Source organism: Achromobacter sp. K91, assembly GCF_003576205.1.
GTDB classification, from domain to species: domain Bacteria; phylum Pseudomonadota; class Gammaproteobacteria; order Burkholderiales; family Burkholderiaceae_B; genus Achromobacter; species Achromobacter aegrifaciens.
Map to the genome: position 1 here is coordinate 1 of NZ_QWFB01000002.1, position 25,112 is coordinate 25,112.

A 25,112-nucleotide genomic window follows, 5' to 3' on the forward strand; every position below is an offset into this window, starting at 1 on the left:
AGATGTGTATAAGAGACAGGCTCGGAACAGCGCGGTTGCGCCTCCGGGCAGCGCGCCGCGAAGGCGCAGCCGCGCGACTCGGGCGTCATCACCGGCACGATGCCAGGCAGCTCGGCCAGCCGCGCCGTATGGTCCTGGCCGTCGGCGAAGTCCGGCAGGGAGCGGATCAGCGCCTGGGTGTAGGGGTGCTGGGCGCGATCCAGGATGTCGTCGACGCTGCCTTCCTCGACCTTGCGCCCGGCGTACATCACGATGACGCGCTGGCACATCTGCGCGACCACGCCCAGGTCATGGGTGATCAGCACGATGGAGGTGCCCAGCCGCTGCTGGATTTCCCGCAGCAGGTGCAGGATCTGCGCCTGGATGGTGACGTCCAGCGCGGTGGTGGGCTCGTCGGCGATCAGGACCTTGGGCTGGCACGCCAGCGCCATGGCGATCATGGCGCGTTGGCGCATGCCGCCCGACAGCTGGTAGGGATACTCGCGCACCCGGCGCGCCGGGTCGGAGATCTGCACCAGCTTCAGCAGCGATTCGGCCTGTGCCATGGCCTCGCGCCGCGACAGGCCCTGGTGCAGCATGAGCGATTCGCTGATCTGCCGGCCCACCGTGAACACCGGGTTCAGCGAGGTCATGGGTTCCTGGAAGATCATCGAGATCTGGTTGCCGCGGATCGCGCGCATGGCCTTTTCTGGCAGCGCCAGCAGATCCTGGCCGTCGAACTCGATGCTGCCGCCGGCCACTCGCCCGGGGGCGCGCAACAGGCGCATGATGGACAGGGACGTGACGCTCTTGCCGCAGCCGGATTCGCCGACCAGGCCCAGGGTTTCACCGGGCATCAGGTCGAAGGACAGGCGGTCCACGGCAAGCACTGTGGTTTCATCGCCATCGAAACAGGTGGTGAGGTCGTGCACGCGCAAGACGGGTTGGGTTTGCATGGGCGCTCCTACAGCTTTTTCGCCAGACGGGGATCGAGCATGTCGCGCAGCCCGTCGCCCACCAGATTGACGGCCAGGACGGCCACGCCCAGGAACAAGCCCGGATACAGGATGATGTGGAAAGCCACGGCCACGAAGTTGCGGCCTTCGGCCATGATGTTGCCCCAGCTGGGGATCTGCGGCGGTATGCCCACGCCCAGGAAGCTCAGTACGGCCTCGGTCAGGATGGCGGACGCCGCGATGAAGGTGGCCTGCACCATCAGCGGGGCGAACAGGTTGGGCAGGATGTGGCGCAGCAGAATCGCGGGCACGCGCGTGCCGGACGAAATGGCGGCCTCGATATAGGGCTGCTCGCGTATCGTCAGCACCAGCGCCCGCACCAGCCGCACCACGCGCGGCACCTCGGGGATGACGATGGCGATGATCACGGTGCCCAGGCCGCCCTTCAGCGTGGCCATCAGGGCGATGGCCAGCAGCACGCCCGGAATGGCCATCAGGCCGTCCATGATGCGCATGATGAAGGCGTCGATGCGCCGGAAGTAGCCCGCGGCCATGCCCAGGGCCACGCCGGCGACGGTGGAGACCACCGCCACCACGATGCCGACCACCAGCGAGACGCGGGCGCCCCAGACGGTGCGCGAATAGACGTCGCGGCCCAGCGCGTCGGTGCCGAAGAAGTGTTCGGACGATGGCGGCTTCATGCGCGCCAGCGGATTGATGTCCTGCGGATCGACGGTGGCCAGCCAGGGCGCGGCCAGCGCAATCGCGGCCAGCGCCAGCAGGATGGCGCCGCCGATGTAAAGCATGGGATGGCGGCGCAGCGAGCGCAGCACGCGGCGATGGCGCGGCCGGCGCGCGGGCAGGGACAGGGTAGTGGTCGTCATGCGTAGTCCCCGTTCAATAGCGGATGCGCGGATCGAAGAGCCGGTAGCTCAGGTCGACCAGCAGGTTGATCAGGACATAGATGCCGGAGGCCACCAGCAGCACGCCCTGGATCACGGGATAGTCGTGGCGCAGCACGGCGTCGATGGTCAGGCGGCCCAGGCCGGGAATCGCGAATACGGTTTCCGTGACCACGACGCCGCCGATCAGCAGGGCCACGCCGACGCCGATGGTGGTGACGATGGGATTGGCGGCGTTCTTCAGCGCATGCCAGACGATGGGGCCAGCCGCCAGGCCCTTGGCGCGGGCGGTGCGGATGTAGTCTTCGGACAGGGTTTCCAGCATGGTGGCGCGCGTCATGCGCGTGAGCAGCGCCATGTAGACCAGACCCAGCGACAGGCAGGGCAGCACCAGATGGCGCAGGTAGGGCACCACGCCGTCGGCCAGGGGCTTGTAGCCCTGCACCGGCAGCCAGCCCAGCTTGATCGAAAAGCCGTAGACCAGGCTGTAGCCGATCAGGAACACCGGCACCGAGAATGCGCAGACCGCGCCTATCATGACCAGCCGGTCGAGCCAGCGTCCCGCGTGCCAGGCCGCCAGCACGCCCAGCGGAATCGCCGCGATCACCGCGAACAGCATGGTGAAAATGGCGATGGACAGCGTCGGCCCCATGCGCTGGCCGATCAGCTGCGAGACCGGCATCTGTGTCGACATCGACGTGCCCAGATCACCAGTGGCGATGTGGCTGACCCAGATGCCGAACTGCTGCAGCAATGGTTTGTCCAGCCCCAGGTTCTGGCGGATCTTCTCCACGTCGTCGGCGGTGGCGTTGTCGCCCGCGATCACCGCCGCGGGATCGCCCGGCGACAGGTGGATCAGCAGGAACACCACGACCGCGACCACGGCCATGACAGGAATGACGGCCGCGATGCGGCGCAGTATGTATTTCACGCTGGTTTTCCCCCGGCTTGTGGCCGGGCGCTCATGGCGCCCGGCGCCCGCCTTACGGCTTCTCGATGTTCCACATCACCGGGATGCCGGTCTTCAGCAGCTCGGTGTGTTGCAAGCCGCGGAACGCGGACACGGGCTTGAATTCCCCCCACATAACATACGGCACGCTCTGGTAGGCGCGCGCCTGCATCTGCGCGGCGATGTCCTTGCGCTTGGCCGGGTCCGTTTCGCGGATCCAGCTGGTGCGCAGCGCGTCCAGTTCCTTGTCGCAGGGCCAGCCCGGCAGGCTGTTGCCGCAAGCGGCGGACATCCAGGGATTGGTCACCGGCGTGCTGGCGTCGTAATAGCCGCCCCAGGTCAGGAAGACGTTCCAGCCGCCTTGCGCGGGCGGATCCTTCTTCAGGCGGCGTCCGGCCAGGGAGGCCCAGTCCATGGATTGCAGGTCGACGTTGATGCCGGCCTTCTTCATGTTCTGCGTCAGCACCATGACGGCGGGCGCGCTGAGGTGGTCCGTGGGGTACAGCACCACGACTTTCTCGCCCTTGTAGCCGGCTTCCTGCAGCAGTTGCTTGGCGCGCGCCGGGTCGGTCTTGGCGTACGGCGCCGCGCCCGCGTCGCTGGCCAGCGGCGAGCCGCAGACAAAGAGGCTGGGGCAATAGTCCACGCGGTATTTCTCCGGGTAGCCCATGGCCGACAGCATTTCCTTCTGGTTCACCAGGTGGTAGAGCGCCTGGCGGGCAAGCTGGTTGTCGAAGGGCGGATGCAGCGAATTGAGGATGACCATGCCCTGCGTCGCGACGGACGTGTTCAGGGTGATGTCCTTGTTGGTCTCCAGCACGGGCAGGAAGTCGGGCGTGGTCTGTTCGATCATGTCGACTTCGCCGTTCATCAGGGCGGCGGTGGCCGTGTTGCCGTCGGGAATGTAGACCCACTCGACGCGGTCCACCTTGACGTTCTTACCGCCCGCCAGGCCGTCGGCAGGTTCCGTGCGCGGCACGTAGGCCGGGTTTTTCACGTACACGACCTTGTTGCCCGGCACCCATTCATCGCGCTTGAAGAGGAAGGGGCCCGAGCCGACCATTTCCGTGACCTGGGTGTTCGGGTCCGTCATGGCCAGGCGCTTGGGCATGATGAAGGGCGGCATGCCGGAAGGCTTGGACAGGGCGTCCAGCACCAGGCCGAAAGGCTCCTTCAGCGTCAGCGTGAAGCTGTTGTCGCCGGTCACCGCGAGTTCGGCGCCCGCGGCCATCATGGCCTGGCCCAGCGTGTCCTTCTTGGCCCAACGCTGGATCGACGCCACGCAGTCCTCGGCCTTGACGGGCGTGCCGTCATTGAACTTCAGGCCTGGGCGCAACGTGAAGCTCCAGCTCTTGCCGTCCTCGGACACGGTCCAGCTGTCCACCATCTGCGGCTTGACTTGGCCCTTGCTGTCCTGCGAGAACAGGGTGTCGAACACCATGTAGCCGTGGTTGCGCGTGATGTAGGCCGTGTTGAACAGCGGGTCCAGCGTCTTGAGGTCCGCGTGCGGCACCAGGCGCAGGGTCTTGGTCTGCGCCAGCGCGCCGGTGGCGGCCCCCATGGCCAGCAGGGCGGCTGCGCCCAGCAAACTGAAACGTCTGATCATTGTTATCCCCTTCGTTATTCCTAAGCCCTGGTCGGGCGGCGATCGTTGAGCCTCAGGCCTTGAACGGCCACTTCGGCAATTTGCGCTTGGTGTAAGGCAGCGCGTTGTAGTCGGTGGTGATGGCGCCCGGCGTTTCCACGTAGATGACGTGGCGGCCGACCTGCGAATACGAGGCGTAGAAATGCTGCGACGATTTCACGATGATGAGCTTCATGGCCTGCAGGTCCACGCCGAACTGCGTGAACAGGTCGGTGCCCATGGCCTGGGTGCGGTTGGTGGTCAGGGCGATGGTCACGCCCTGGCTGCGCACGATGGCCACGTCGCCCAGCAGGGCGGGCGTGCCGGCCAGCCCGGTCATGATGGCGTCGCGCTTGAGCGCCACGATTTCGCAGTCCAGGTCCAGCGGCTGTCCCGATACCGGCGCGACCTTGCCGCCGATGCGCAGCTGGATGCGCGCGCCTTCGCCAGCTTCGAAACAGAGCTGCACCGCCACCGGATCCCAGAAGGGGCCGGTCGCGACGTCGGTGATGCCGCGCGCCAGCACGCGTTCCAGGATGAAGGTGGCGTCGCTGGGTGCGCCGCCGCCCGCGTTGTCGGCGGAATCGGCCAGCACCACCGGAAAGTCGTTCAACGCCAGGGCCTGGTCCAGCGCTTCGTCGGCGCCGGGGTAGGGCGGCGCCAACTGGTCGCGAAAGCCAATGATCTCTTCGCCCAGCGCGCGCGCCAGGGCGTTGGCCTGGACCTGGTCGCCGTCGGTATAGACCAGCACCTTGGAACCCATGTCGGGGGTGTCGCCCCACGGGAAGCCATGCGCGATCGACACCGACAGCACGCCTTCCTTGCCTTCCATCGCGAGCAGGCGGTCGACGAAGCTGCGCATGGGTTCGCGGCTGGTGTGCATGATGGAGATCATCTCGCAGTCGTACACGGCGCGCGCCGGCTTGATGCGGCCTTCGGCGCGCGCCACGCACAGGTCCACCAGGTCGTAGGCGCGTTCCAGGATGTCCGTGTGCGGATATTCCTTGAAGCACACCAGGAAGTCGGCGCTTTCCACCATGTCCGCCGTCATGTGGCAATGCGGGTCCAGTTCGGCGCCGATCACGGTGTCGGGGCCCACGATCTCGCGCGCGCGGCGCAGCAGGTCGCCTTCGCAGTCGTCGTAGCCGTCGGCCACCATGGCGCCGTGCAGGCCGAACAGGGCGATGTCGACGCGGCCCGCGCGCTTCAGGTCGCCCAGCAGTTCGTCGCGCAGGGTTTCGTAGGCGTGGCGGGTGGTGATGCCGGCCGGCGTTGCGCCGGCGGTCAGGCCTTCGATCAAGGTCCAGTCCTTGCCTTGCGCGCGCTGGCGCGCCGCCCACAGCGGCCCCGAGAACATCTGCATGCGGTCCGGATGCTGGCCTGCGGGGTAGTAGCCGCGCGCCCGATAGGCCGACAGCCCGGTCGGGATGGGAGAGAAGGTGTTCGTCTCGGTCGCCAGGGACCCGGAAAAGATTTTCATGCTGCCGCTCCGCGTAAGGATGTGCACATGGGGGCGCAGGCGTTGCCGCGAGCGCAAGGAAAAGACCGCACCGCCTGGCGCGAGGGCCGGGCAGTGTCAAACCATCGGACAGGCCCGCGGGGCGGGATCAGGCTTCGGACACGGGGCCCGGCGTGTAGCCGCCGTGCGCGACTGCCGCGCCCAGCCAGGCCTGCACCTCGATTTCCACGTCCACGCCCATGGCCAGCTTGGCCTCGACCGTCGAACGCGAAGGGAAGTCGGACGAGAAATGGCTGCGGTAGGTGTCGTTGAACTGCGCAAAGAGCTCCAGGTCCGACAGCCATACCGTCACGCGCACCACGTCCTTGAGGGTGGCGCCCGCCAGGGCCAGCGTTTCCTTGATGCGCTCGATGGCGGCATGGGTCTGGGCGGTGATGTCGCCGCGCACGACCTGGCCGTTGGCGTCCATCGGGATCTGGCCCGACAGGAACAGGAAGCCGCCGGCCTGGGTGGCGCGGGAGAACGGCAGGGGCAGGGGGCTGGGGTAGCGGGCAATGGTGGTCATGGTGGACTCTCGCAGGCAAGGGGGTGGGTTCAGCGCAATCGCGCAGGACGCACGGCTTCGGCATTCACGCCGTGCGCATGCAGATGGGCGGGCAGCGGCTGGCGCGTGAGCAGCGCGGCAGCCAGCTCAGAAGTCGCCGCGGCCGTCTGGATACCATAGCCGCCTTGGGCTGCCAGCCAGAAGAAGGCGGGCGCATCGGCATCCCAGCCGACCACGAAATCGCCGTCGCGCACAAAGGAGCGCAGGCCGGCCCAGGTGTGCTTGGGGCGGCGGATGGTGAGCGAGGTCGCGCTTTCGATGCGGTAGATGCCGGTGGCCACGTCCAGTTCTTCCGGCACCACGTCATGCGCGGCGACCGGATCGGCGTTGGCCGGCGATCCCAGCAATTGGCCGGCATCGGGCTTGAAGTAATAGCTTTCGTCGACGCCGACCACGGCCGGCCAATGGGCAAAGTCCACGTCCTGCGGGCCGGAGAACGTGAAGGCGGTGCGGCGGCACGGCTGCAGGCCGACAGGCGAGGCCCCGCAGAGGGCCGCGGTATGGTCCGCCCAGGCGCCCGCGGCGTTGACCAGCGCTCGCGCACGCAGGCTGCGGCCATCGGCCAGCGTCAGCGTCCAGACGCCGTCCGCATGGGCGGCCGACACGACTTCGGCATTGTTGTGCAGCACTGCGCCCTGGCGCGACATGCCGCGCAGAAAACCCTGATGCAGCGCGTGCACGTCGATGTCGCGCGCGTCCGGTTCTTCGATGGCGCCGCAGATCTGGTCGGCGCGCAGACAGGGCACGCGCTCGACGGCCGCTTCGGCGTCGATCAGCGCCACATTGGGCGATTGGCTGCGGAAGTCGTCATAGACCTGGCGCAGCAGGTCCCGCTGTTCGGGCGTGGCGATGTACAGCACGCCGCGCGGGCTGAGCAGCGGATGCTCGCTGAAGCCCTGCGGCGGATTTTCGTAGAAGGCGCGGCTGGCGCGCGTGAGCGCCTTGATCTGGTCCGTGCCGTAGGTTTCCATGAACATGGCCGCGGAACGGCCGGTGGAGTGGTAGCCCGGCTGGGCCTCGCGTTCCAACACGGCCACCGAGGCCGTGGCGCTCAGGCGGTAGGCCACGGAAGCGCCGGCGATGCCGGCGCCGATCACGGCGTAATCGAATAGGGGTTCTGCTGTCATTTTGTCGGAAGCGAGAATTCTCTTATTTGATAATTCTCGAATACGATAGTTTTTTGACGGCAGACAAGTAATAGGGGAAAGCCCCGATGGTGTGGGCTGAGACGCCATAGCCTTTTCGCTTGCGCAACAGGAACTGTCGGGCGGCTAAAGGTGAGGCAGGGGATGCGCCGCTACGCTGCATATGATCGGTGCCGCGCGCAGGACGAAGCGGCAACGCCAGGAGGTTCATCCGTCAGGGTATGGCTAATAGTTCCTTTACCTTGTCCTGACGGGTAGAAAGGCGTCTAGGGAAGCGCTAAGCACCCGACCGGTCACGCGGTCTTACCCATTCGGATTGAATTGAGGACAACACATGACCGCACTTAAACGCTTGTTCACATTCTTGAGCTCGTTATGGGGCCTGCTCGCTGTCGCTGCGCTTGCCTTTCCCGGAGCCACGGCGCTTCTCAAGGTACCGATTGCCGTTGACAACTCAACGATCGCACCCTTGTATCCTGTCATCGGGACAATAGTCTCTGCTTTCGCTACGCTTTTTCTCGTTGCTTACAAGCAAGACCTAGGTTCGCTCCTGTTTGCGAGAAAGTTGGCAATCTGGGGCATGGCGGTGGGGCTTGTTTGTTTTTTTGCTTTTGTGTCCGTTCGGCTTTTTCTTTTGGACGTTTCATCTGCAGAAATAAGGCAGCATGAACTAGGGCAAGAAGTGCGTACAAATCGAGCGAAGGGGCGCATTCAAACTCAAATAACCCATAGAGATGGGACGCAGAGCGTGGAATCCCGTGGTGATCCGTTCGACGTGCTTGGCCTGTTCCTGTTTGCCGGCACTTTCGCATCACTCACCTTCGGGTTTACCGCTCTAGGTATCCACGCTTACCAACAAAAGGATCCGGAACCGCCTGGGTAGACGGTCGGGAAGCGGATTAGTCAGGATGCACTACATGCGTAGAAATCCAAGGCTTGGGCTGATTCAGGGAATGGTCTCGCGGGCTTTATTGGATTTCGGCGTGCAATGCTGACCCGCACACAGCAAAGGCACGGGTCAGAGCAGGGATCAAGCTGACATTCTCATGCTTGAGCCGTGTTGGTCTATCGCCTGGACCGGCAATCTTTCAGGTCAGGCGGGTGCCATTGGGAACCTGATCATCCGGCACTGCCAGCACGATGCCGCCGGACTCGTCCGCGAAACCCAGCACCAGCACTTCGGATTTCATCGGCCCGATCTGGCGCGGCGGAAAGTTCACCACCGCCATGACGCGCTTGCCCGTCAGCTGTTCCAGCGTGTAGCGATCGGTGATCTGCGCCGAACTCTTGCGGATGCCCACGCCGGCGCCGAAATCTATCGTCAGCTTGTAGGCGGGTTTGCGCGCCTCGGGAAAGGCCTGCGCCGACTGGATGGTACCGATGCGGATGTCGACCTTGAGGAAGTCGTCAAAGCCGATATCGGCGGCGGCGGGGGTGTTCGGGTCTTGGGTGTAATGCACGTTGGGTCCTTGGATTGGGCTGTCCGTCACCTTGCGCAGAGCCGATTTGGTCGATAGGCGGAACAGTTTGTTCCGCGCAATGGGGTGTTTTTTGGCTTCCTGGACGTATTCGGGACAATTGCCGGTCGGTAGAATTCGCCATGCATTTTCCTCTATCTACTCGTCGGAAGGCCACAACGTCATGAGCAACGCTTATCTGGACGCCCTCAAGCAGCGTCGCACGCAGTACTCGCTGGGCCGCAACCTGTCGATCTCCAAGGAGGAACTGACCTCCCTGATCCAGGAAGCGATCAAGCACAGCCCCTCGTCGTTCAATTCGCAAAGTTCGCGCGCCGTGATCCTGTTCGGCGCCGAGAGCGAAAAGCTCTGGAACATCGCGATCGAAGAAGTGCGCAAGGTCGCGCCGGCCGAGAGCTTTGCCCAGACCGAAGCCAAGCTCAAGAGCTTCGCCGCGGGCGTGGGCACCGTGCTGTTCTTTGAAGACCAGGGCGTGGTGCAGGGCTTGCAGGAAAAATTCGCGCTGTACGCGGACAACTTCCCGGTCTGGTCCGAGCAGGCGGGCGGCATGGCCCAGTTGTCGGTCTGGAGCACCCTGGCCAGCGCGGGCGTGGGCGCCAGCCTGCAGCACTACAACCCGCTGATCGACGCCGCCGTCGCTCGCGAATGGAACGTTCCGGCGTATTGGAAGCTGCGCGCGCAGATGCCGTTCGGCTCCAACGAAAACGGCTTCGGCGAAAAGGCGTTCATGGACGATGCCGAGCGCTTCCGCGTGGCCGGCTGAGTTTTCGGGACGCCTTGCGCGTCCCGGTCCGAGCGCATCGGAAAGCCCGCAATTCCCAGGGAATCGCGGGCTTTTTTACGTCCGGCTTCTGGCGGACTTCAATCCGTCTTCCAGCCCCATTTCTTGAAGATCGCCCGGCCTTCGGGCGCGGTCAGGAAGTCGACAAAGGCCTGCGCCTGGGCATTGCCCTTGCCTTTCCTGGTCACGACGGCGCCCGCGTCGCGATAGATGCGGTACGGCTCTTCCACCTCGACCATGCTGGCGAGCTCGGGGTTGGACACCTGCCAGATGTTCCAGATCAGCCAGGCGTCTATGGTCTTGTCCTCGGTCCATTGGGTGCGCGCCTGTGCGCTGTTGCCGGCCTCCGGCAGCACGAGGTTGGCGCGGAAGGCGCGCACGGTTTCGATGTCGCCAAGACGGCCGGCCACGTCTTCCCACAGTCCCGTCTGGCCCGCGCCGGACACGGCCATGACCTTGATGCCGGGCTTGAGCAGATCCTTGAAGCCCTTGATTGCCTTGGGATTGCCCGGACGCACCAGGATGGCCGAGGGCCTCAGGTACAGCGTGCGGGCCTCGCGCAGCTCGAACACGCCGGGGAGCGCCGAGGCGAAACCACTCATCATGTTTTCGGCGCCGCTGTAGATCACGTCGGCGTCCTGTTTGGCCTTGTCGGCCCAGGCCGGCGTGGGGCCCGCGGTGACGCTGACGTCAATGCCGTGCAGCTTGCCGAACGCAGTGGCCGCTTCCTTCATCGCGGGCGCGGGACCGCCGGGGCCGTACACGTTCAGGCCCGGAGCGGCCCAGGCGCTGCCGGCGGCGGTGCAAGCCAGGGCAATGCCGCAGGCAAACGATCTGATCGACTTCATATCAAGACTTCCATTTCTGCGCTGACCGACGCCGGGCGTCCGGCGCGTTCGGCTGGTTGATCCGTGGCGTGCTGCGTGGTCTCTTGCGCGGCTTGCCACTGAGTAGACGAGCAGGGGAAGGGGAATATTCCAATGGACTGTGCAATCCGCGCTGCGTTGCAGAGCGTTGAACTCTGTTTCCAGTCTGTTAAAAAGTCGCGTGCAAAATTGCAGCCTTGCTGCCGCCTTGCGATGAATGGCTTAACGGTCTGCAAGCATCGAAACGCTGCGCAGCGCATTCTCAAAGAGAACGTCACATGAAATCTGGAATCCCCGTGGGCCGCCTGCTGTGCGTCGCCGGCCTGTTCGCGTTTGCCGCGCCCGCCTATGCGATCGATTGCGCCAAAGCCGCCAGCGCCGTGGAAAAGCTGATCTGCTCGGACCGCAAGACCGTGGCGGCGGACGCCGAGTTGAACCGGGCTTACGCCGCGATTCTGAAACAGGCTCCCGACGGAGATATCCGCGCCATGCTGGCGCACAACCAGAAGCGCTGGATTGTGGCGCGCGACCGCGCGCTCTCGAACCTGATCGAGGACCCGGGTTCGGTTCCCGACGGCAAGACGGCCGCAGGCGTCGCTCGCGATTTGATCCAAAGCCGCACGGCGCAGCTCAAGGAGACGCACAAGGGCGCCACGCTCCCCGACATGATCGGCAGCGCAGTCCGCCAGCAGCAGTTCCAGGCGCAATTCACCGGCGGCGCTTACGCCGGGTACTCGACTTCTTGCGACGTCTTCCCAGGCGAAAATGCCTACTACGGCTGCTTCGCGACGCGGCATTACCAGAATAATGACCGCATTTGCTCGGTCGACGAGTACTGGGCGTCGGGCGGCGTCTACACCAAGCGTTATGTCGCCAACGTCGTGGACGGCAAGCCGCAGTTGGCGGCATCCTGCTCGTTCAGCAGCTCGGACGAGGCATGCTCCGATAAGGCGGGCGAGACAAAATGGAACATGAAGCCGAAAAAGCCAGACTTTTCCTATCCAGCCCAGCCGCTGCCCAAGATCGATGGAGAGATCGTGGGCGATGACGACTATGAGTGGGCTCGAGCCTGCCTGACGGGCGCGGCCTACCCTGCCAATTGACGCTGGCGAGCCGATCGCGAGCGCGCGATCGGCCTTGTATTGCGGTGGTTTGCGCGTATTGCGTGCAGTTCCCGGTGGATTGGCAATACTTGCAGTATTTTGAGGGTTATGTATTTAGTTGTAAGGCAAGCAGAACCTCACGGTGATCCGCTGGCAGGCAAGAGCGCTATACGGATGCCTAGGGAAAACCCGTAGATTGCGTTGCTCAGAGGGTGTGTTTCAGGCCGGATCTGCGGCAAGATTTTGAAACCGACTGGATGGCTGCGTGTTTAAAACGTCCATCCCGCGAACGTAGAATCCCGTTTTTCATCAGTGCCATCCGGCTGACAGGAAACGAACCATGAAGAAAACCATCCTCCTTGCGTCCGTATGCGCCGCGCTGCTGCAAGCTTGCGCTCCGACTTCCTCTCCCCGTGAAGGATCGTCCTCCATGCCCACTACCGCCACCACGCCCGCCAGCCCTGAAGTTAGCCTGCCCGCCTATTACTGGCGCCTGGCTTCCGCCACCGATGCAGCGGGCAAGCCGATAGCCGCGCTCCAGGCTGGCGTCGAACATCAACTGCGCCTGTCGTTCACGCAGGACGCCTTGAACATCCGCGGCGGCTGCAATGCGCAGTTCGGGGGCTACACCTACAAGAACGGCGTGCTGCAGGTGGCGAACCTCGCGTCGACCATGAAGGCCTGCGACCAGAGCCTGATGCGCCTGGACGCCGAGATCGGCCAGCGCATGAAGGGCGACCTGCGCGCCACGCTCAGCGGACACGCTTCCGAACCCGGACTGGAGCTGGTTGCGCAGGACGGCAGCGTCCTGAAGTTCGTCGGCGAACCTACGCCCGAGACCCTGTACGGCAGCGCCGGCGAAATCATGTTCCTTGAAGTCGCTGCGAAGAAGGCCGAGTGCAGCCACCCGCTGATTCCCAATTATCAGTGCCTGATGGTGCGCGAGCGCCGCTACAACGAAGCCGGCGTGCAGCAGCCTACCCAGGACAAGTGGCATCCGCTGTATCAGTCCATCGAAGGCTTCCAGCACCAGGATGGCGTGCGCACCGTGCTGCGCGTGAAGCGCTACGACTGGAAGAACCCGCCCGCGGATGCGCCCAAGCAGGTGTATGTGCTGGACATGGTGGTGGAGCAGGACGCGTCGAAGAAGTAAGACGCCAGCTTCCCTCTGGATTTCCCCATTGCGCCCGGCCCCTGGATTCAGCGGCCGGGCGCAGTCATTTCACCCGGTGCAGGGTACTATGTTGTAAATTGTAGTCATTCTCATTTATAACCGTGCGTCTTCATGGCCGCCTCCGATCCCTCTCCGCGGCACCCCCTGCATACGCTGTACCAGGAACACCAAGGCTGGCTGCAGGGCTGGCTGCGTAAAAAACTGGGATGCGCTTTCGACGCCGCCGACCTGGTGCATGACACCTATCTGCGTGTGCTGGCCCGCCGCGATCCGGGCGACATTCGCGAGCCGCGTTCCTATCTGGCGACCATCGCGCACGGTCTCATGGTGAATCACCTGCGCCGCAGGGATCTCGAACGCGCCTATCTGGAAACGCTGGCGCAGCTGCCCCAGGCGCAGTCGCCGTCACCCGAGGAGCGCGCCCTGGCGCTGGAAGCTCTGTGTGAAATCGACGCCATGCTGGATGGCTTGCCCGTCCCGGTGCGGCGCGCTTTCCTGCTTTGCCAGCTTGAAGGGCAGACGCACGCGGATATTGCCAAGACGCTGGGCGTGTCGGTCGGCTCGGTGCGGCTGTACATCGCGCGCGCCCTGCGCCAGTGCCTGGAGTTCGCGCCATGAGCGCCGGCGAGGCAGGGCGCATCGATCCGCGTGCATTGGACGGCGCGGTGGACTGGTTTTTGCGGCTGACCTCCGGCAGCGCCAGCCAGGCGGACCGGGACGCGTGGCAAGCCTGGCGCCAGGCCGATCCTGAACACGAGCGCGCCTGGCAGCGCACCGAAGCGCTTACGCGCCGTTTTGAGGCGTTGCCCAAGGGCATGCTGCCCGTGTTGGGGCGACCGCGCTCGTCCGCCCGCCGCGCCGCGCTGGGCAAGCTGCTGGTGCTGATCGGCGCCGGAGGCGCCATCGGCTACGCGCAGGTCGATGAAGCCTGGCGCGGCTGGGTGGCGCAATACCGCACTGCTGTCGGCGCCCGGCGCGAGGTGATGCTGGCGGACCATAGCCGCGTGGTGCTCAATGCCGCCACCGCCATGGACGTCCTGTTCGATGCCCAGCAGCGGCTGATCGCGCTGCACGGCGGCGAAATCCTGATCGAAACCGCGCCGGACCCGCAACAGGTTTCCCGGCCGTTCATCGTGCGCACCCGCGAAGGCAGCATCACCGCATTGGGTACGCGCTTCGTGGTCAGGCGCGACGATGGCGTATCGGCGGTACAGGTTCTGGAAGGCGCCGTGCGCGTGGCGCTACCGGGCGCTTCGGCGGATGCGGCGCGCATCGTGCCCGCCGGCATGGGCCTGCGCTTTGGCGGCGGCCATATCGATGACGCCCAAGCGCTGACCGGCGACCCCGCCGCCTGGCAGCGCGGCATGCTGCAGGTCGACGGCATGCCTTTGAATGAATTCCTGCGCGAGCTTCAGCGTTACCGCACGGGCTGGATCGATTGCGCGCCCGAAGTGGCGCATCTGCCGATTTCCGGCGCCTTCCCGCTGGCCGAACCCGACCGGGTGCTGGCCACGGTAGCGGACACCCTGCAACTCGGCCTGCGCCATCGCACCCGCTACTGGGTGTCGCTGGTGCCGCGCGGCGGGACTATTTTGTAACGGCGACTAGCACTTTCTGCGTCTTATCTGGCTACGAGGGTAAGACCAACATCTGGAGTGCATGTCATGCCCCGTCAGCTTCCCCCGTCGCGCGCAAGCGTCTCCTTCCCCGCCTTGCTCGCGGCAGGCGTATTCGCGCTGCCTCTGGCCGGGTTGATAACGCCTGCCCAGGCGCAGACGCAGGCGGGGCAGGTGAGCGTAGCCATCGAGCCCGGGCCGCTCAGCGCGGCGCTGTCGGCCTACGCGGCCCAGGCCGGCGTCCTGCTGTCGTTCGATCCTGCTCTGACGCGCGACCTCCAGTCGCCGGGATTGCGCGGCAGCTATGGCTTCGAGGAAGGGCTGCGCCAGCTGCTGGCCGGCAGCGGGCTGGAACCGGCGCGGCGCGCGGACGGCGGCTACACGCTGCGCAGATTGCCGCAGGGCGAAGTCACGGCCTTGCCCGCCGTGACCGTCACCGGCGCTGGCGACGAAGGTCCCTCCGAAGGGACAGGCTCCTATACCGTGCCGGCAACCAGCGCCGCCACCCGCATGCCGCTGTCGCTGCGCGAAACCCCGCAATCCATCAGCGTCGTCACGCGGCAGCAGATGGACGACCAGAACCTGAACACGCTGGACGAGGTGATGCGCCAGACTCCCGGCATCGCCGTCGACCGGCTGGATGAGCGCGTGCAATTCACCTCGCGCGGTTTTGCGTTGAACACCATGCTCGATGGCGTGCCCACGCTGTCGTTCAAGACGCCGTCGGCCGAGGCGGGCATGATCAACACCGCCATCTACGACCGGGTGGAAGTCGTGCGCGGCGCCGCAGGCCTGCTAAACGGCGTGGGCGAACCCGGCGGTTCGGTGAATCTGGTGCGCAAGCGCCCCACATCGGAGTTTGCCGGGCACGTCACCGGCGGCGTCGGCCGCTGGAACAGCTACAACGCCGAAGCCGATCTGGGTGGCCCGCTGAACAGCGCCGGCACGCTGCGCGGCCGCGTGGTTGCCGCCCGCACCGCGGGCGACAGCTTCATCGACTACAAGAAGCGGTCCGACGATGTCTTCTACGGCATCCTCGAGGCCGACATCCTGCCCAGCACCACGGTCAGCCTCGGCTACGAGCACCAAAAGACCGCCATCGACGGCGCGAACTTCGGCCAGGCGCCGCTGTTCTACAGCGACGGCACGCGCACGAACTTTCCCAGGTCCTTTAATCCCGTGACGCCGTGGAGCCAATGGGACATGTATACGGACCGGATATTCGCGACCTTGGACCACCGCTTCGGCAGCGGCTGGCACGTCAAGATGGACGCCAGCCGCCTGAAAAACGAAAGAAAAGCCGCCTGGGGCTACGTCCTCGCGTATCAGCCTGTCGATCCGTCCGGCGCGTCCACCATCGAATTGCGCGACAACCCCGCAAGCTCCACCAACAAGTCCTTCGACGTCTACGCCGAAGGGCCGTTCCAGGCATTCGGCAGGGAGCACCGGGCCGTCCTGGGGCTGAGCTACAACCGCTACACCAGCGAACTCAACCTGAACTCGGCGAATCCCGCCGGCTGGGACCGCCGGCGCGTGAATCTCTACGAGCTGCGCGACGTGCCGCGGCCCGCCATGCCCTACACCTTCTACAACACCTTCCTGGATGCGAAGGAGACCGCCATCTACGGTTCCGCGCGCCTGAAGGTGGCCGAGCCAGTGTCGCTGATCCTGGGCGCGCGGACCACCTGGTACGAAGAAAACTCATCGGCCTACAACGGCCCCGCCAACACCTGGACCCACAACCCCACCGCAAAGGAAAACGGCGTCTTCACGCCTTATGCCGGCGTGGTCGTGGACCTGAGCAAGGATTATTCGGCCTACGCCAGCTACACCCGGATCTTCATTCCCACCACCTCGCGCGACGCCAGCAACGTGGTGCTGCCTCCTCAAACCGGCCAGAACTATGAAATCGGCCTGAAGGGCGAACACCTGGACGGCAAGCTGAACACAAGCTTCGCGATATTCCGCACCCAGGAGGAAAACGTTGCGGTGGAGGATCCGTCCAGCCCGCCGCTGCCGGACGGGAGCACTCCCTACCGCGCCGTCAAAGGCGCGCGCAGCAAGGGTTTCGAGCTGACCGCATCCGGCGAAGTGGCGCCGGGCCTGCAGCTGATGGGCGGCTACACCTACTTTGCCAAGCGCGACGCCGAAGGCGCATTGCTGTTGCCGAGCACGCCGCAGCGGCTGTTCCGCCTGGCCGCCAGCTACAGGCTGCCGGGCGAATGGAGCAAGCTTACGATCGGCGGCAACGTCAGCTACCAGAGCAGCATCTACTACGACGAAGCCGGCGGGCTAGGGCGCGCCAGCCAGGGCGGCGTCACGCTGTTTGGCCTGATGGCGCGCTATGACTTCAACAGGCATGTGTCCGCGTCCGTCAACGTGGAAAACCTGACCGACAAGTATTACTACAGCGGTCTGGGGGGCTACAACGGCTACAACTACGGCACGCCCAGGAACGTCTGGATGAAGGTGAGCTACAAGTTCTGAGGACCGGGCAAGCCAGGCGGCGGGGGCGCGCGGAGGCTTTCGCGCGAGGCGGGTTTGATGCTTGTCATGTCCGCGGCTTCCGGGTTGATGGGACAATCCTCGTTGATGGCCATTCCCGATCGCAGCCATGAACACCTACCCCTTGCTGCTCATCCTGCACCTGCTTGCCGCCTTCCTGTTCGTCGGCACCGTTACGTTCGAGGTGCTGTTCCTGGAACCCGTGCACAAGCGCCTGCCGCCCGACGTGCGCCGCGCGCTGGGCAGCCAGCTGGCGCCACGCGTGCGGGCCGTGCTGCCGTGGTCGGTCGTCGTGCTGTACCTGGCCGGCCTGGGCCTGGCCTGGCAATACCGCAGCGCGCTCGCCAACCCGTTTGCATCGTCCTTCGGCGTCCTGCTTTCGCTGAAGATCGCGCTTGCCTTGAGCGTGCTGGTCCATGTCGCGACCGCCTTGACGCTCGCTCGCCGCAAGCGCCTGACTGGCGCATTGAGCCGGCGCATGCATATCAGCGTGTTCTGCCACATGGTGCTGATCGTGGTGTTGGCCAAGGCGATGTTCCACGTGGCCTGGTGAGCGCGGAGGCCGCGGCGCCGTAGGAGCCCCTGCCGCAGTGCTATGCCGGCAATGCGAGCGGCTCAAGCGTTCCGTAGCCTTCCTCCCCATATACCAGCGCCGGCAGCGGCGAACGGCCCTGGCCGTTCGTTTCCCAAAGTTCCGCCACCCATTGCATCGCCGTATCGACGATGACGTCCTGGACGTTGAAACCACCTTCGTCCGACGCGAACAGAGGAACCTCGGGCTCGATGCCGTCTTCCGTGTGGCGCACGTCGAACAGGTAGCGGTGGCCTTCGATGGCCTTGTTGAGCACGAACAGGTCCGGGCCTTCCAGGCTGGCCACCACGGAGAATGTGCCTTCGCCGTCCTGGTCGGGGAACACCACGAAGTGGATCTCGCGCGCCTTGGGCGGCAGGGCGGCGATCAGCGCTGTCAGTGTGGCGCGCGCCGCGGCGTCGTGGGCGCGCAGGATGCGCAGCAGTTCGGTTTCGTATTCGGATCGGTTCATGGCATTCCGTTCAGGACTGGTTGGCGCATTTTGTCGCCGACCTCTGGAGAGGCGGCAGGGAGTGCCGTGGATTATCTGCCATTTCCTGTCGCCGTCACCGCGCCAGCCGCAGGCACTCCATGAAGTACGCCGCATGTTCCGAGGCCAGCGCGGCGTCTCGCCACACCATGCCTGTAATCCCGCGGCTGCGCATCGCCAGCGGCAATACCTTGATCATGTGCTGCTTGGCGAAATGCTTTGCCAGCCGCTCGGAGATCGGCAGTATCAGATCCGATCCGTCCAATAGCGCCAGGTTGACCAGCACCGACGACGATTCCACCTGATGCCAGGGCGCGGGCTGGCCGGCCAGCGCCAGTTCGTAATCGATGCGTATCCGCATCGGTGTTGAAGCGCCGGGCGCGATCCAGGGGTATTCCTGCACGTCCTCCCATGTCACCTTGCGCTTGTTCGCCAGCGGATGCGCCGTGCCCACGGCCAGGCAGATGGGCTCGCCGTACAACTCTTCGTAGTGCAGGTTGCGCGGCAGCGAGTGCTGTTCCAGGCGTCCCACCAGCACGTCGAACGTGCCTTCCTGCATCAGCGGCAGCAGGTAGTCCAGCGTGTTCTCGGCCAGGCGCAGCAGCACGCGCGGATAGCGTTCGCGAAAGCGCCGGATGCTGGGCGGCAGCAGCACCGGCGCGATATTGGGCGTAACGCCCACTGCCAGCGTGCCGGTGGCGCCGCGGGCCAGCTGCGCCATGGAGTCCTGGGCGCGGCCCAGCTTGCCCAGGATCTCGCGCGCATGCGTGCGCAGTTCCAGTCCATACAGCGTGGGTTCGATGCCGCGCGCGTGGCGCTCGAACAGCGTCAGGCCGATGTCTGCTTCCAGGTCCTTCAGCCACTTCGACAGCGCCGGCTGTGTGATGTTGAGTTCCGACGCGACCTGGCTCAGGTTGCGGGTTTCGCACAGGCGCACCAGGATGGCCAGGTGGCGCAGGCGGATGCGGTGGGTCCAGTCCATGCGGGCATCCTTGAGACATAAATGCAGAGTTATGGCTCGGTAATATTAATTCATTATCAATTTATGTCTCCTCTACACATAATGGCCTGACAACAGAGCCAAGCCGGCGCAAAGCTGGCGGCGAGGAGACACGATGCAGCCGAATTTCCTGCTATTCATCACGGATCAGCAGCGCGCGGACCATCTGGGCAGCTATGGCAACGCCATGCTGCGCACGCCGGAGCTGGACGCGCTGGCGGGGCAGGGGTGGTCGGCGGACCGCTTCTATGTGGCGTCGCCCATCTGCATGCCCAACCGCGCCACCCTGATGACGGGCCGCATGCCCTCGGTGCATGGCGTGCGCCACAACGGAATTCCGCTGTCGCAGCGCGCCACCACGTTCGTCGACCGCTTGCGCGGCGCGGGCTATTCCACCGCATTGATCGGCAAGTCGCACTTGCAGAACATGACCGGCAAGCCCGCCGTCTGGCCGCCGGCGAGCGACGGCGCACACGGCGAGGCCTGGACCGCCGAGCCCGGCAACTACGATCAGGAATGGGGCCCGCTATGGCGCACGGATCCTGGGCATGATCTGCAGACGCCGTTCTACGGCTTCGAGCGCGTGGCGCTGGCGGTGGATCACGGTGACCAGGTCTGGGGCCATTACGAGCGTTGGCTGGCCCGCGAACATCCCGAGGCGCGGCGCCTGTGGGGGCCCGAGCATGCCCTGCCCGCGCCCGGCTATGTGCTGACAGAGCATCATCAGGCCTGGCGCACCCGCGTGCCGGAAGAATGCTCCACCACCGCCTACATCGGCGACCAGACCATCGCGCAGTTGCGCGACAACGCGGCCAACGGCAAGCCCTTCTTCATCCAGTGCTCGTTTCCCGATCCGCATCATCCTTTCACGCCTCACGGCAAGTACTGGGACATGTACCGCCCGGAAGACGTGACCCTGCCCGAGTCGTTCCACGCCAGCGCCGCGCCGGGCCACCAGCCGCCGCCTCACGTAGCCTGGATGCACCAGCAGCGCAATCAGGGCAAGGCCGTCAAGCACACGCCCGCCATCTTTGCCTGCACCGAGCGCGAGGCGCGCGAGGCCATCGCGCTGAACTACGGCTCCATCAGCCATATCGACGCCACCATCGGCCGCGTCATGCGGGCGCTGCGCGCGACTGGGCTGGACCACAACACCATCGTCATCTTCACCAGCGATCATGGCGACTACTTCGGCGACCACCAACTGCTGCTCAAGGGGCCGATCCATTATCAGAGCCTGATCCGCACGCCCTTCATCTGGCGCGATCCGCAGGCGGCGCCCGCCGCTGCGCGCAGCCAGGCGCTGTGTTCCACCGCCGACATCCCCGCTACCGTGCTGGCGCGCGCGGGCCTGCCTGCCTACAACGGCATGCAGGGCGCATCGTTGCTGCCGCTCATGTCGGGCGAGACCGAGCGCGTGCGCGACGCGGTGCTGATCGAGGAAGAGGGCCAGCGCACCATGTTCGGCTTTCCCGGCCGCACCCGCATGCGTACCTTGCAGACGCCGCGCCACAGGCTCAGCGTCTATGCCGATGCCGCCTGGGGCGAACTCTACGATCTACAAGAAGACCCCCACGAACTGCGCAACCTGTGGGACGACCCCGCCGCCGGCGCGTTGCGCGCAGAACTGCTGCTGGAACTGTCGCGCAGCATGATCCGGCACGCCGAGACCAGCCCGCACCCCACCGCCATCGCCTGATTCCGCCGCCACGGCGCCTGCCTGCGGGTTGGCGCCATCCAGGAGAAAAGCATGATCAAGTCCTTGTTGCTCTGTACGGCGCTGCTCGTGGCCGCAACCTCGGTCGCGGTGGCGTCCGACTATCCGTCGCGTCCCGTGCGCCTCATCGTCAACTTCCCGCCCGCGGGCCCGCTGGACCTGGAAGCCCGCGCCATCGCGCAGCATGCCGGCAAGATCCTGGGCCAGACCATCGTCGTCGAAAACCGCTCTGGCGCGTCCGGCAACATCGGCGCCCAGTCCGTGGCCCAGGCTGCGCCCGACGGCTACACGCTGCTGATGACGCTGGACACGCTCATGACCGTCAACCCATACATTTTCAAGGGCTTGGACAAGGACGTCACCCAGCGGCTGGAACCGCTGAGCCTGGCCGGCTCCTTCGGCCTGGCGCTGGCGGTGCGCCCCGAACTCGGCATCAATACGCTGGACGAATTCCTGCGCTACGCCAAGGCCAATCGCATCACCTATGCCTCAGCCGGCTACGGCAGTCCCGGCAACCTGGCCTTCGAAAAGCTCCGTCTCGCGGCTGGCATGGAAGTCGCGCATGTGCCATATCGCGGCAACGCGCCTGCCGTGAACGCGCTGCTGGGCGATCAGATACAGGCCGCCTTTCTTGCCACGCCCGGCGTCCTGCCGCATGTACGGGCAGGCAAGCTGAAGGCCTTGGCGGTGTCGGGCAAGGAACGCGACGCCGACCTGCCTGAAGTCCCCACGGCGGCGCAGTCGGGCGTGGCTGGCTTGAAAGACTATGACGTGTCGTTCGCCTTCCTGGTCATGGCGCCCAAGGGCACGCCCAAGGAGGTCGCGCAGGTCTGGGAAGACGCGCTGGCCAAGGTCTACGCCATGCCGGAGTTCCAGCAGAGCATGGCCGTGCTGGGCATGCGCGGGCCGTTCGCAGGCAAGGCGCGGGCACAGGCATGGGTGGACAGGGAGGCCAAGGGCTGGAAAGAGGTGATCGCGAAGGCGGGAATACGCGGGGAATAGCGCTGTAACACGCCGGTCAGCAGGCTCTGCTAGACTGGTTTCACTCTTTGGGGAGTAGCCTCCCTGCGGCCAGTTCCGCAGGGGCTTGCGTCAACATTCTTGGCTTCCTCGGCCATGGCGCAAGCGGCATCCATGCTTGGCGAGACCACGGATTTTTCGCGCGATGCCGGGCGGCGCGGAGGATCCGTGCCGTTTCCGCCCAGCAGGATCCCCACTCCAATGAATCCCATCGCCATCATCGTTCTCGCGTTCGCCATGTCCACGGACGCGTTCGCCGCGGCCATCAGCAAAGGCGCCGCGCTCCACAAGCCCCGATTTCCGGAAGCCCTGCGCACAGGGCTGATCTTCGGCGTGATCGAAGCCATCACGCCGGTGATAGGTTGGGGACTGGGCTCGGTCGCGGCAAAGTATGTGATCGCCTGGGACCATTGGATCGCGTTCGCGATGCTCTGTATTCTGGGTTTGCTGATGATACGCAACGGCCTCAAGGAAGAGGACGAGGACGCCGCGCCCGTCACCCGGCATTCCTTCTGGCTGCTGGCGGCTACGGGCCTGGCCACCAGCATCGACGCCATGGCGGTCGGCGTGGGCCTGGCGTTCGTGGATGTGAACATCGTGGTGGCGGCCATCGCCATCGGCTTGGCCACGACGCTGATGGTGACGATAGGCGTGATGCTCGGACGCGTGCTGGGCAGCGTCGCCGGGAAGCGGGCCGAGATCCTGGGTGGAGTCGCGCTGATCGGTATAGGCGCGGCAATACTTTATGAACATCTGAGCGCCGCAGCGGCTTGACGCCGCATGGGAAGGCGGCGCTCGTCGGCTCCGCGGATGATGCTTATCCGCGAGTACCCCCGATCAAGGCCGAACGCGCGCTGTCGAAGTTGCGGCACTCGGATTTCAACCACTCGGAAAAGATCCGGGTGCGCCGCTCTTCAGGCCGGCGCGACAGCAGCACATAGCGCGCTGGCGCGGGCACGTGCTTGCCGAACACGTCTACCAACCGTCCGCTGCGCAGTTCGTCGTAGACCATCGCGCTGCGCCCGATAGCCACGCCCTGGTGATTCAGCGCGGCGCCAATGGCCAGGCTGGCCAGATTGAACTGCGGCCCGTCCAGGTGGCGGATCCACCCCGGCCGATGCGCTTGCATCCAGGTGCGCCACTCGATGAACTCCGCGGCGCCGACCCAAGGAGAGGCGTCGTGCAGGAACTCGACGCCGTCGAGCGATTTGCCGGTGCGAAACGCGGGGTGCGCGGCCAGGTATTCGGGCGTTGCGACCACGAGCAGATACTCGTCCAGCAAGGCGTCCGCCTGTAAATGGCTGTAGTGCGCCGGGTCATAGCGGATGGCGAGGTCTATGTCTTCTTCCTCCATCAGCTTGCGGTCCAGCAGTTGGAACTCCGCCTTCAACCGGACTGATACCTCCGGCTGTAGGCGATGGAATTCCGTCAGGCGCGGCATCAGCCATTGCAGCGCGAACGACGGCAGGCAATTGACCTGCAGCGCGGACGCCGGCAAGCCCAGCCGCTCGATTTCCTGCTGAATGTCGCCAAGCGCACGGCTGACCGTCGTGTACAGCGATTCGCCCTTGGGCGTGAACTTCAGGCCGCGTTGCTGGCGGACAAACAACAGGTAGCCCAGGCGGTCTTCCAACTGCCGGATCTGCTGGCTCACCGCGCTTTGCGTGAGGTTCATGGCCGACGCCGCCCTGGTGAAGCTGAGATGGCGGCCGGCCATGTCAAAACACCGCAGGGCTCCCAGGAGTGTCGAGTCGAAATGGGCAGACATAAGTCACGCTAATGGCTGAATTAGAAATGATCGCTATTCTTGCATGCCTTCGGAATCTACGATTTGCGCCGAACCATCAACCCGCAAGTCCATGATGACCGCCAATTTCGATCCTCAGCTATTAGAAAATCTTCAATCAAGAACGCCTTTGCTATGGCTCAACCCGGCTAGGGGAGGGCTCTTGCCCGGCTCCGCGCCGTCCCTGGCCCTGATCGATGAGGCCGAAAACCGCCTGGTGCGTTGCGCGCCGCTGCTGGCCGCGCTGTTTCCCGAGCTTGCCGCCGCGGGCGGGCATATCGAGTCCCGGCTGATGCCCGCCAAAGCCTTGCAGCAGGCGCTGGGCGCCGGGGAGGTCTCGGGCAGCTGGTATCTCAAGCGCGATGATGAACTGCCAGTCGCCGGGTCCATCAAGGCGCGCGGCGGCTTTCACGAAGTGCTGGCCATTGCCGAGTCGATCGCGTTGGAGCACGGCCTGCTCAAGGATGAGGCGACGGACAGGCGCATCCTGGCGACGCCGCAGGCTCGCGCCTTGTTCAGCCAGTATGCCGTGACCGTGGGCAGCACCGGCAACCTGGGCATGAGCATCGGCGTCATGGCCGCCGCGCTGGGATTCGATGCCGTGGTGCATATGTCCGCCGATGCCAAGGAATGGAAGAAGGACCGCTTGCGCAAACGTGGCGTGCGCGTGGTGGAGCATGCCGGCGACTATGCCGAGGCCGTCGCGGCCGGGCGGGCGCAGGCGCTGGCCGCGCCCCGCAGCCATTTCGTCGACGATGAGCAATCCGAGCTGCTGTTCTTCGGCTATGCCGCAGCGGCCCGCGGACTGGCGCGGCAACTGGCTGAAGCAGGGCGCGTGGTCGATGCGGCGCACCCTCTGTTCGTGTACATCCCCTGCGGTGTCGGCGGCGCGCCGGGCGGCATCAGCCATGGCCTGAAGGCGCTGTTCGGTCCCAACGTGCATTGCTTCTTCGCCGAACCCGTCGCGTCGCCGTGTTTTCTGGTGCAGCTGGCATCTGGCGCGGATTCCCCCGTGTCGGTCTACGACATCGGCCTGGACAACCGCACCGAGGCCGATGGCCTGGCCGTGGGCCAGGCTTCCGAACTGGTGGCGTCGCTGATGAGGCCCCAGCTAGGCGGCGTCTTCACCGTGTCGGATGACGAGCTCTACCTGAACCTGCTGGCGCTGAAAGACACCCTGGGCGTCGAGGTCGAGCCGTCGGCCGCGGCCGCGGTCTCGGGGCCTGGCTGGCTGGACTGTGCCGCAGGGCAGGTCTATGCGTCGGGCATCGACATGTCCGCAGCCACTCATGTCATCTGGGCCACCGGCGGTTCGCTGGTGCCCCCCGAAGCGCTGCGCGGCTTCCAGGAGCACGCCAGGCAACTCAGCCAGCGCCGCGCGGCATAA

Annotated in this window: 24 protein-coding genes and 1 riboswitch; of the genes, 12 read left to right on the forward strand and 12 right to left on the reverse strand. The window is 65.3% G+C overall.

What is annotated here, in order from left to right:
• The 7 genes from DXK93_RS00155 to DXK93_RS00185 all read right to left on the reverse strand — a co-directional run.
• A partial coding sequence (locus DXK93_RS00155; protein ID WP_147400200.1) for an ABC transporter ATP-binding protein occupies positions 1-935 on the reverse strand: 935 nt, incomplete at its 3' end.
• Between the two features lie 8 nt (positions 936-943).
• Positions 944-1,819, reverse strand: a complete 876-nt coding sequence (locus DXK93_RS00160; RefSeq protein ID WP_054450278.1) for an ABC transporter permease — start codon at positions 1,817-1,819, stop codon at positions 944-946.
• A gap of 13 nt (positions 1,820-1,832) precedes the next feature.
• Positions 1,833-2,768 carry an ABC transporter permease gene (locus tag DXK93_RS00165; RefSeq protein ID WP_119448992.1) on the reverse strand — a complete coding sequence of 312 codons (936 nt, stop codon included), beginning with the start codon at positions 2,766-2,768 and terminating at the stop codon, positions 1,833-1,835.
• A gap of 52 nt (positions 2,769-2,820) precedes the next feature.
• Positions 2,821-4,392: an ABC transporter substrate-binding protein gene (locus tag DXK93_RS00170; RefSeq protein ID WP_119448993.1), complete on the reverse strand. Its 1,572-nt coding sequence runs from the start codon at positions 4,390-4,392 to the stop codon at positions 2,821-2,823.
• Between the two features lie 52 nt (positions 4,393-4,444).
• Entirely contained in the window at positions 4,445-5,890 is a 1,446-nt protein-coding gene (locus DXK93_RS00175; RefSeq protein WP_119448994.1) for a M81 family metallopeptidase, read from the reverse strand.
• A gap of 127 nt (positions 5,891-6,017) precedes the next feature.
• On the reverse strand, positions 6,018-6,434 hold the full coding sequence (locus DXK93_RS00180; protein ID WP_119448995.1) for a RidA family protein: 417 nt from the start codon (positions 6,432-6,434) through the stop codon (positions 6,018-6,020).
• A gap of 29 nt (positions 6,435-6,463) precedes the next feature.
• Positions 6,464-7,600: an FAD-binding oxidoreductase gene (locus tag DXK93_RS00185; protein WP_054450289.1), complete on the reverse strand. Its 1,137-nt coding sequence runs from the start codon at positions 7,598-7,600 to the stop codon at positions 6,464-6,466.
• A 352-nt stretch (positions 7,601-7,952) separates the two neighbouring features.
• On the opposite strand from DXK93_RS00185, the gene DXK93_RS00190 reads away from it, so the two are divergent.
• Positions 7,953-8,501 (forward strand): hypothetical protein, encoded by a 549-nt coding sequence (locus DXK93_RS00190; RefSeq protein WP_119448996.1) that lies wholly within the window; start codon positions 7,953-7,955, stop codon positions 8,499-8,501.
• Between the two features lie 205 nt (positions 8,502-8,706).
• Here the strand turns inward: DXK93_RS00190 and DXK93_RS00195 are convergent, their stop codons facing one another.
• A complete protein-coding gene (locus DXK93_RS00195) occupies positions 8,707-9,078 on the reverse strand; it encodes a tRNA-binding protein (RefSeq protein ID WP_119448997.1) in 372 nt (123 codons plus the stop codon).
• Between the two features lie 181 nt (positions 9,079-9,259).
• On the opposite strand from DXK93_RS00195, the gene DXK93_RS00200 reads away from it, so the two are divergent.
• Positions 9,260-9,859 carry a nitroreductase family protein gene (locus DXK93_RS00200; RefSeq protein ID WP_054450292.1) on the forward strand — a complete coding sequence of 200 codons (600 nt, stop codon included), beginning with the start codon at positions 9,260-9,262 and terminating at the stop codon, positions 9,857-9,859.
• A 98-nt stretch (positions 9,860-9,957) separates the two neighbouring features.
• Here DXK93_RS00200 and DXK93_RS00205 read toward each other — a convergent pair whose 3' ends face one another.
• Positions 9,958-10,725 (reverse strand): extracellular solute-binding protein, encoded by a 768-nt coding sequence (locus tag DXK93_RS00205; RefSeq protein ID WP_119448998.1) that lies wholly within the window; start codon positions 10,723-10,725, stop codon positions 9,958-9,960.
• A gap of 296 nt (positions 10,726-11,021) precedes the next feature.
• Here DXK93_RS00205 and DXK93_RS00210 point away from each other — a divergent pair, with 296 nt between their 5' ends.
• The 6 genes from DXK93_RS00210 to DXK93_RS00235 all read left to right on the forward strand — a co-directional run bounded on the left by DXK93_RS00210 (position 11,022) and on the right by DXK93_RS00235 (position 17,694).
• Complete coding sequence (locus DXK93_RS00210; RefSeq protein ID WP_119448999.1) at positions 11,022-11,846, forward strand: lysozyme inhibitor LprI family protein; 825 nt, start codon at positions 11,022-11,024, stop codon at positions 11,844-11,846.
• Positions 11,847-12,276: 430 nt separating this feature from the next.
• Positions 12,277-12,999, forward strand: coding sequence for an META and DUF4377 domain-containing protein (locus DXK93_RS00215; protein WP_199728259.1), 723 nt, complete (start codon positions 12,277-12,279; stop codon positions 12,997-12,999).
• A 132-nt stretch (positions 13,000-13,131) separates the two neighbouring features.
• Positions 13,132-13,638, forward strand: a complete 507-nt coding sequence (locus DXK93_RS00220; protein ID WP_054450300.1) for a sigma-70 family RNA polymerase sigma factor — start codon at positions 13,132-13,134, stop codon at positions 13,636-13,638.
• Positions 13,635-14,618 carry a FecR domain-containing protein gene (locus tag DXK93_RS00225; RefSeq protein ID WP_119449001.1) on the forward strand — a complete coding sequence of 328 codons (984 nt, stop codon included), beginning with the start codon at positions 13,635-13,637 and terminating at the stop codon, positions 14,616-14,618. Before DXK93_RS00220 ends, DXK93_RS00225 begins: the two co-directional genes overlap by 4 nt.
• Positions 14,619-14,684: 66 nt before the next feature.
• Positions 14,685-17,123, forward strand: coding sequence for a TonB-dependent receptor (locus tag DXK93_RS00230; protein WP_119449002.1), 2,439 nt, complete (start codon positions 14,685-14,687; stop codon positions 17,121-17,123).
• Positions 17,124-17,250: 127 nt separating this feature from the next.
• Complete coding sequence (locus tag DXK93_RS00235; RefSeq protein ID WP_054450306.1) at positions 17,251-17,694, forward strand: CopD family copper resistance protein; 444 nt, start codon at positions 17,251-17,253, stop codon at positions 17,692-17,694.
• Positions 17,695-17,734: 40 nt separating this feature from the next.
• Here the strand turns inward: DXK93_RS00235 and DXK93_RS00240 are convergent, their stop codons facing one another.
• Both DXK93_RS00240 and DXK93_RS00245 read right to left on the reverse strand, forming a co-directional pair.
• Positions 17,735-18,184 (reverse strand): DUF6389 family protein, encoded by a 450-nt coding sequence (locus DXK93_RS00240; RefSeq protein ID WP_054450307.1) that lies wholly within the window; start codon positions 18,182-18,184, stop codon positions 17,735-17,737.
• 94 nt (positions 18,185-18,278) lie between these two features.
• Complete coding sequence (locus DXK93_RS00245; protein ID WP_119449003.1) at positions 18,279-19,184, reverse strand: LysR family transcriptional regulator; 906 nt, start codon at positions 19,182-19,184, stop codon at positions 18,279-18,281.
• A gap of 133 nt (positions 19,185-19,317) precedes the next feature.
• Between DXK93_RS00245 and DXK93_RS00250 the strand changes: the two genes are divergently transcribed.
• The 3 genes from DXK93_RS00250 to mntP all read left to right on the forward strand — a co-directional run bounded on the left by DXK93_RS00250 (position 19,318) and on the right by mntP (position 22,713).
• Positions 19,318-20,901, forward strand: a complete 1,584-nt coding sequence (locus DXK93_RS00250) for a sulfatase (RefSeq protein WP_119449004.1) — start codon at positions 19,318-19,320, stop codon at positions 20,899-20,901.
• Between the two features lie 51 nt (positions 20,902-20,952).
• Entirely contained in the window at positions 20,953-21,921 is a 969-nt protein-coding gene (locus tag DXK93_RS00255) for a tripartite tricarboxylate transporter substrate binding protein (RefSeq protein WP_054450312.1), read from the forward strand.
• A gap of 37 nt (positions 21,922-21,958) precedes the next feature.
• Positions 21,959-22,133, forward strand: a riboswitch (yybP-ykoY riboswitch).
• Between the two features lie 7 nt (positions 22,134-22,140).
• Positions 22,141-22,713 carry a manganese efflux pump MntP gene (mntP, locus tag DXK93_RS00260; protein ID WP_119449005.1) on the forward strand — a complete coding sequence of 191 codons (573 nt, stop codon included), beginning with the start codon at positions 22,141-22,143 and terminating at the stop codon, positions 22,711-22,713.
• Between the two features lie 43 nt (positions 22,714-22,756).
• Here the strand turns inward: mntP and DXK93_RS00265 are convergent, their stop codons facing one another.
• Positions 22,757-23,707: a LysR substrate-binding domain-containing protein gene (locus DXK93_RS00265; protein WP_054450316.1), complete on the reverse strand. Its 951-nt coding sequence runs from the start codon at positions 23,705-23,707 to the stop codon at positions 22,757-22,759.
• Positions 23,708-23,798: 91 nt separating this feature from the next.
• Between DXK93_RS00265 and DXK93_RS00270 the strand changes: the two genes are divergently transcribed.
• Positions 23,799-25,112: a D-serine ammonia-lyase gene (locus DXK93_RS00270; RefSeq protein WP_119449006.1), complete on the forward strand. Its 1,314-nt coding sequence runs from the start codon at positions 23,799-23,801 to the stop codon at positions 25,110-25,112.